This is a genomic window from Halomonas jincaotanensis (assembly GCF_018448785.1).
Taxonomy (GTDB): domain Bacteria; phylum Pseudomonadota; class Gammaproteobacteria; order Pseudomonadales; family Halomonadaceae; genus Halomonas; species Halomonas jincaotanensis.
On the sequence record NZ_JAHCLU010000045.1, the window covers coordinates 1 to 6250 of the forward strand.

The following is a 6250-nucleotide window of genomic DNA, read 5'->3' on the forward strand; positions in this document are numbered from 1 at the left end:
TTGGCCGCTGGACGTGGCCTGACAGCCGGATGCGGAAACAGGCAACGGATTTGGGAGTTTTCACACAGCCTCGGCCGTATGCCGCCCTGCCTTCAGTAAATCCGGCTTCCCTCGGGAGCCGGCTATTGACCGTGATTATTCCCCTTCCTCCAACACCTCTTCAATCCACTCCTGCCAGGTTTCCGTGAGCCGCTGACCGAGCCGTAGCGTATGCCAGGGGGCACGCTCGGCGGATGTCAGGGCCTGGGGGTCGGCGAACCACTCCCGTTCAATGGCGGCGTAGGTCGCCAGGCGTTCCGTGAGCTGGCGGTGCAGGGCAGTGAGTTCCATCCGCCGGGCGTTGGAGGGCCAGTGCTCCCAGGCGAAGAATTTGGCGAAGAGGGGCTGACGTACGGGGCTGGCGGCCAGGGGCTCGGCGAGCCAGGTATCCAGAGCCTCTCGGCCTGCCACGGTCAGATGATAGACCTTGCGGTCGGGCCGCTCGGCCTGGGGCACCGTCTCGCAGTCGAGTAGCCCATCGCCACGCAGGCGGTCGAGCTCCCGATAGAGCTGCTGGTGACTGGCCTGCCAGACGTGGGCGAGGCCGGCCTTGAAGCGCTGCAGGATGTCGTAGCCGGTGCCGGGTTCGCGCTGCAGGGTGATCAACAGGACGGCGCGCAGTGACATGGGAAACCGTGGTGTCAGGGTAGTGATATGCACATGGTTGCATATCGGCAGGGTCGAGGCTAGCCTTATGCAACAAGTTGCATTTGGGTTGCAATCAAGGTTGCTGGCCTGGCTTCTGGAGGTTCCCCATGGCATTCACCCTGCATCTCTACGCCTCCTTCCTGGCCCTCGGCATAGGGGGCCTCATCCTGCTGATGCGCAAGGGCACCGGGCCCCATCGGCTGATGGGCATTACCTGGGTGGCGGCCATGGCGCTCTCGGCATTGAGCTCCTTCTGGCTGGGAGGCGGTGTCCTGCCCCTGGTAGGGCATCTGGGGCCCATCCACCTGTTGTCGCTGTGGGTGCTGGTGCGCTTGCCGTCGCGGTGCGGGCCATCCTCAAGGGCCGGGCTCGTCGGCATCGCGAGTGGATGCTGGGGGCCTACCTGGGGTTGGTGGGGGCCTTCATCGGCACCCTGGTGCCGGGCCGTTGGGTCGCCATCCAGCTAGGCTTGTGGTGAAGGGGCAAGGAGTCTTCCAGGAGGCGAACGTGGACGAAGACCTGACCGAGATGACGTGCGAGGAGCTGCTGGACGAGGTCAGGCAGCTGCGGCAGGCGATCCGCGAGCATCGCGACTGCAGCGAGCACGATCTCTGCTGGCATCATCCGGCACTCTGGCGCCTGCTGCCCGAGAAGACGGATCCAGTGCCGGTGGTGCCGGAATGGCCGGCGTTCATGCGGGGCTGCATCAAGTATCGTCAATCCCTGGACGAGCAGGCACCCGATGCCCCGCGCTCTGACGAGCCCTATCAGGAGTGATCTCCAGGAAGGAAAGCCATCCACACCCGCCAGCCGGAAGGAGGACACCATGCCCGGCGCCATTGCCGGCGATATCATCGGCTCGGTGCACGAGGGCCAGGGCACCAAGCACCGCAACTTTCCGCTGTTCACGCCGCACAGCACCTTCACCGATGACACCGTGCTCTGCGTGGCGGTGGCGGAGGTGCTGCTGCACGGCGGTGATTTCGTCGATGCCTACCACGACTACTTCCACCGCTATCCGGATGCCGGCTTCGGCGGCGGTTTCATGCGCTGGGCAGCGAGTCGGGATCGACGGCCCTATTACAGCTGGGGCAACGGCTCGGCCATGAGGGTACCGCCGGTGGGCTTCGCGGCCCAGACCTTGGAGGAGGCCCTGAGCCTGGCCAAGCGCAGCGCCGAGGTCACCCTTGATTACCCCGAGGGCATCCGTGGCGCCCAGGCGGTGGCGGCGGTGATCTTCCTGGCGCGTCAGGGGGCCGACTAGGCAAGCCTGCGTGAGGAGGTTGAGACGCGCTTCGGCTACGACCTGTCGCGGCGTCTGGACGAGATGCGCCCCGGCTATCGCTTCGACGTCTCCTGCCCGGGCTCGGTGCCGCCGGCGATCACCGCCTTCCTGGAGGCCGAGAGCGTCGAGGCGGCGATCCGCAATGCGGTCTCCCTGGGCGGCGATGCCGACACCCAGGCCTGCATGGCAGGGGGCATGGCCGAGGCCTTCCGTGGTGGCCAGCCCGATGAGCTGCGCCTCGAGACCCTCGCCAGGCTGACCCCGGAGCTGCGTGCGGTGGTGGAGGCCTTCCAGGCCCGCTTTCTCCTGACTTGATAGTGGCGGCATCTCTGGGGCCTGTCGACTAGGGTGAGGATAACGGCGTCCTAGAGGGAGGCAAGGGGATGCTACCCCCGCGCAGGGCGCCGATGAAGCGGGGAGTGGCGGGACGGCGGGAACCCTCTCGCCGCTTGGTGCGTCCCTGCTATCGCCGGGGGCAACCCCGACGTGTCACAACCCGACCCGATAACTCAGGGGGATGTCATGATCATTGCACGCTGGTACTGTCAGGCCCGGTTCGGGCACAAGCAGGAGCTGATCGAGAAGATCCAGCAGTGGTGGTCGACCATCGGCCGCGAGATCGGCCAGACCGACTACACCATTGCCACCGGTAGCGTGGGCGTCGCCGAGTCGGTGATTGCCGTGGACGTGCGGGTGGCGGATATGGCCACGCTGAGTGCCCAATGGGACAAGCTCGCCGAGCGCGCCGATCACCGGGAGTGGGGCAAGGCGATCGAGCCCCTGGTGGTCAGCGGTACCACCCGCTGGGAACTCTTCCGCGTGGTGGAGTGAGGGCGGCTCGACGCCGGTACCGTCAGACAGTCGAGTGGTCTCATGCCGTCTTGATACAAGGCTCAGGCCCTGCCGCCGGGTTGCGATGGGGTCACGCTTCCCCTCGTGGCTGGAGCGAATCGCTGGGTCGGCCCGGGGCGATGCCGTTCGATCTGGTCGTGCCCGTGTGGTGGGGCAGCCATCCGGCTTGGGGCACGCGGCTGCTGGAGTCGCTGACCTTCGAGACGATCCGCATGGCGCTGGAAACGGGCTCGCTGCCCGACGACGTTCGCCTGACCTTCAATGCCGACCGAGCTGCGGAACAGGCCGCGGGTACGTTGTGGCTGCTCGAGCAGACGTCGCCATCGCTGCTGATACTGTTGCACGAGGCACACGACGGCCTGCCCGGCAAGCCCTTTGCGCTGGAGGGCGAAAGCCTGTTTGCCGCCAGCAACCTGCCGTTCGCCGGTGATCAGCCACGCCTCCTTGGCGAGCAGAGCGACCAGGGCCAGGAGCATGGCCCAGCAGCCCGGAGGAGGAGCCTCGGCGCCGGACAGTAGGCGCTCTAGGCTGGACCAGGCGATGCCGCCGGCCACGAAGATCAGCACGCTGCCCAGAAACAGCGCGGCCTGGGGCTCGATGCGGCCATGGCCGTAGGGGTGGTCGTGGTCGGGCCCTGGCGGCCAAGTGGGTGGCGGCCAGCACGAAGCCGTCGGTGATCAGGTCGGAGAAGGAGTGGATGCCGTCGGCCACCAGCGCGGCCGATCCCCCCAGGACGCCGGCAACCACCTTGGCTAGTCCCACCAGGGTGTCGACCCAGATGGCAACCACGATGATACGCTGAGCGTCACGGGCGTGTGGGACATCGTGTGACTGCATGTCAGGCCTTTCTGGGAGGTACGCGACCGAGGAAAGTCTGCAGACGTAAAGAGTACCGAAAAGGTGCGGATTTCGACAAGTTGTATAGCGCGATTGATCGACTGGCTGTCGAGCAGGAAACCTGAGGCTGCTGGAAGGCCTAGAACCCGTCGAACCGGCCGGCGGCCATGTCAGGGTTTGCACTACACTGTTTTCAAGGCGTCGAGCCTGGCGGTTCGGCCCAGCGTGCACCCATCCTCCAAAAGGAGGCGTAGCCATGGCATCGTCCGACCTCCTGAACGATTTGTTCCACTACCCCCTGCTGGAAGCCATCCTGGGACGCCGTGCGCGACGCTTCGGGCTGGGCATGGAGATCCCCTCCGGCCCCCTGGCCTTCCGTTCCCGACACGACCCGCTGCCGCTCTCGAAGCTGGAGCGCGATGTGCTGCTGGTGGCCGGCACCGGGGTCAGCGGCTGGAGCTTCGGCGTGCCCCACGGGCCGGATCGCCCCGACGAGCATGCCCACTACTCGCTGCGTTTCACCGGGCGTACCGCGCCCACCGCGGGAGGCTTCGGCACCCCCGCCATGTTGTTCACCGATGACGAGGGCCTGCACTTCCTCAACACCCGCGACATCCCGCCGAGCCGCATGCGCGAATACCGGGGCGTCGACGATGGCGTGGAGCGCTTGCTGGCCCTGGTGCGCGACCACACCCTGACGCTCTCTCACCAGCGACTGGACCTGCCGGCGGCGCCGCCCCATATGCTCGAGCCCAACCTGTGGATGGCCAATGCGCCGGGCTCGACCCTGTTCATGCCCATCGGCGACGCCAGCGAGCAGGTGCTGGCGCTGCTGGCCATGGCCATCGGCAACGGTAACACCCTCGTCGATGACGAGCTCGGGCGGCCCGCCGGCGATCTGGCGCCCTTCCAGCACAGCGGCCTGTTGAGCGAGGAGAAGCGGGTACCCCTGTCGGTGCTGCTGCAAATGGCCTACGAAGGAAACTGCGCCGAGCTGGCGTTCATGGGCCATAACCTGGTGCTGACGATGCAGGCCATGGGCCTCGGCGGCCTCTACTTCAACGGCCTCAACCGCTGGAGCATCCTGGGCGCCTTCGCCGACCAGGGCATCGCCGGCGCCGGCTTCCGCTTCGTGTGCGACGCGCGCTGGACCCTGCCCAATCCGGTGGGGCTGGATGGCGTCTATGAGGCGCTCTGTCCGCCCTACTACCCGGACATGCATGCGGCGGTGGCGACCTTCGTGGCGCGCAAGTTCGGCCCCGGCGGCGCCTACGATGCCGCCATGCCCGGTCCCTGGCAGCACAGCCGCGAGGTCAAGGCGGGGGTGACGCCCTATTCCGATGAGTTCGTGGCATGCCTGAGCGAGGTGGCCCAGTACATCCTCGACAAACACGGCAAGTTCCCCGGCACCTTCACTACCCTGGTGCTGCCCGGCTTCGTCCAAGCGGTGCACCTGGACACCGACTTCTACGACCGCCACTACCGGCCGGGCGCCTACCTGGAGACCCATGCCGAGCACCTGCGCCGCTGGCACCCCGGAGCGGAAGAGTAAGGTGCGGAAGGGAAGCGCAGAGCGGCCGGCACTTGAAGTCGGGTGCCGGACCCCCACCTGGTCGAGGTGACACCGCTATCTGATTCAGGAGTTTTGATGACTTCCACCGTACTGATCACCGGTGCCAACCGCGGCGTCGGCCTGGCGCTGGCCCATCACTATCGCGATGCCGGTTGGGACGTGATCGGTGTGTGCCGCAGCAGTGGCGATGAAACGGCCGAGCTTCGCGAGGTGGCCAGCCGAGTCATCGAGGGTATCGACGTGACCCATGACGAGGGCGTGGATCGTCTGACCGTGGAGCTGGAGGGCCAACGTCTGGACCTGCTGATCAACAACGCCGGTCGGCTGCGCGACGAGGTGCTGGGCGAGATCGACTTCGACTCCATTCGCGAGCAGATGGAGATCAACGCCTATGCGCCGCTGCGCGTTACCGAGGCGCTGCTGGGCAACCTGGGCGAGGGCAGCAAGGTAGCCAACATCACCAGCCGCATGGGGTCGATCGCCGACAACGACTCAGGTGGCCGCTACGGCTACCGGGCCTCAAAGGCGGCGCTCAACGCCTTCGGCAAGTCCCTGGCGGTGGAGCTCGCCCCGCGGGGGATTGCCGTGATCCAGCTGCACCCCGGCTATGTGCAGACCCGCATGGTCAACTTCGGCGGGCTGATCACGCCGGAGGAGGCCGCCGCCGGCATCGCCGCGTGCATCGAGGCGTTGACGCTGGCGACCACCGGCACCTTCTGGCACAGCAACGGCGAGCCGCTGCCCTGGTAGGAGGCGCGGCGCCTTCAAGCCCGCGCAGATCACCGACTTCATCAACCGCGAGGCCATCGAACATGCCGGGGGACGGGCGACACCGCTGGCGGACGAGGAAGGCACGATCCTGCGCGAGGTGGTGCGCTATGTGCTGTCGTTCGGCATGTACCTGTCCGCCTACCCCGAGGCGCTTTCGGCCGGTGCGCCCCTGCGTGATGCGCTGTGCGCCCTGGTACAGACCACCATGCCGCGGCTGAGGGTATTGCGCACCCAAGCCGACAGCC

The 6250-nt window shown here is 66.8% G+C and carries 7 protein-coding genes and 2 pseudogenes; 6 read left to right on the forward strand and 3 right to left on the reverse strand.

What is annotated here, in order from left to right; translation table 11 throughout:
• Window positions 1-135: 135 nt before the first annotated feature.
• Window positions 136-666 carry a PadR family transcriptional regulator gene (locus tag KG088_RS19275; RefSeq protein WP_213828215.1) on the reverse strand — a complete coding sequence of 177 codons (531 nt, stop codon included), beginning with the start codon at window positions 664-666 and terminating at the stop codon, window positions 136-138.
• A 128-nt stretch (window positions 667-794) separates the two neighbouring features.
• Between KG088_RS19275 and KG088_RS19280 the strand changes: the two genes are divergently transcribed.
• The 4 genes and pseudogenes from KG088_RS19280 to KG088_RS19300 all read left to right on the forward strand — a co-directional run bounded on the left by KG088_RS19280 (window position 795) and on the right by KG088_RS19300 (window position 2803).
• Entirely contained in the window at window positions 795-1154 is a 360-nt protein-coding gene (locus tag KG088_RS19280) for a DUF2306 domain-containing protein (RefSeq protein WP_250148390.1), read from the forward strand.
• Between the two features lie 40 nt (window positions 1155-1194).
• On the forward strand, window positions 1195-1464 hold the full coding sequence (locus KG088_RS19285) for a hypothetical protein (RefSeq protein WP_213828217.1): 270 nt from the start codon (window positions 1195-1197) through the stop codon (window positions 1462-1464).
• 49 nt (window positions 1465-1513) lie between these two features.
• Window positions 1514-2287: pseudogene (locus KG088_RS20155) on the forward strand (ADP-ribosylglycohydrolase family protein).
• 207 nt (window positions 2288-2494) lie between these two features.
• Window positions 2495-2803, forward strand: coding sequence for a hypothetical protein (locus tag KG088_RS19300; protein ID WP_213828221.1), 309 nt, complete (start codon window positions 2495-2497; stop codon window positions 2801-2803).
• A gap of 62 nt (window positions 2804-2865) precedes the next feature.
• Here the strand turns inward: KG088_RS19300 and KG088_RS19305 are convergent, their stop codons facing one another.
• Window positions 2866-3423 (reverse strand): hypothetical protein, encoded by a 558-nt coding sequence (locus KG088_RS19305; protein ID WP_319941486.1) that lies wholly within the window; start codon window positions 3421-3423, stop codon window positions 2866-2868.
• A 94-nt stretch (window positions 3424-3517) separates the two neighbouring features.
• Window positions 3518-3919: pseudogene (locus tag KG088_RS19980) on the reverse strand (hypothetical protein); the annotation flags it as partial.
• Here KG088_RS19980 and KG088_RS19310 point away from each other — a divergent pair.
• Entirely contained in the window at window positions 3918-5213 is a 1296-nt protein-coding gene (locus tag KG088_RS19310; protein ID WP_213828223.1) for a hypothetical protein, read from the forward strand. The pseudogene KG088_RS19980 and the gene KG088_RS19310 sit on opposite strands and share 2 nt — an antisense overlap.
• A 96-nt stretch (window positions 5214-5309) precedes the next feature.
• Window positions 5310-5984: an SDR family oxidoreductase gene (locus KG088_RS19315; protein ID WP_213828225.1), complete on the forward strand. Its 675-nt coding sequence runs from the start codon at window positions 5310-5312 to the stop codon at window positions 5982-5984.
• The last annotated feature ends 266 nt before the right edge of the window (window positions 5985-6250 follow it).

Excerpts from the sequence above, each read along its gene's own strand:
- KG088_RS19275 (WP_213828215.1), bottom strand. The coding sequence starts at position 666 with ATGTCACTGCGCGCCGTCCTGTTGATCACCCTGCAGCGCGAACCCGGC.
- KG088_RS19315 (WP_213828225.1), top strand. The coding sequence starts at position 5,310 with ATGACTTCCACCGTACTGATCACCGGTGCCAACCGCGGCGTCGGCCTG.
- KG088_RS19300 (WP_213828221.1), top strand. The coding sequence starts at position 2,495 with ATGATCATTGCACGCTGGTACTGTCAGGCCCGGTTCGGGCACAAGCAG.
- KG088_RS19310 (WP_213828223.1), top strand. The coding sequence starts at position 3,918 with ATGGCATCGTCCGACCTCCTGAACGATTTGTTCCACTACCCCCTGCTG.
- KG088_RS19280 (WP_250148390.1), top strand. The coding sequence starts at position 795 with ATGGCATTCACCCTGCATCTCTACGCCTCCTTCCTGGCCCTCGGCATA.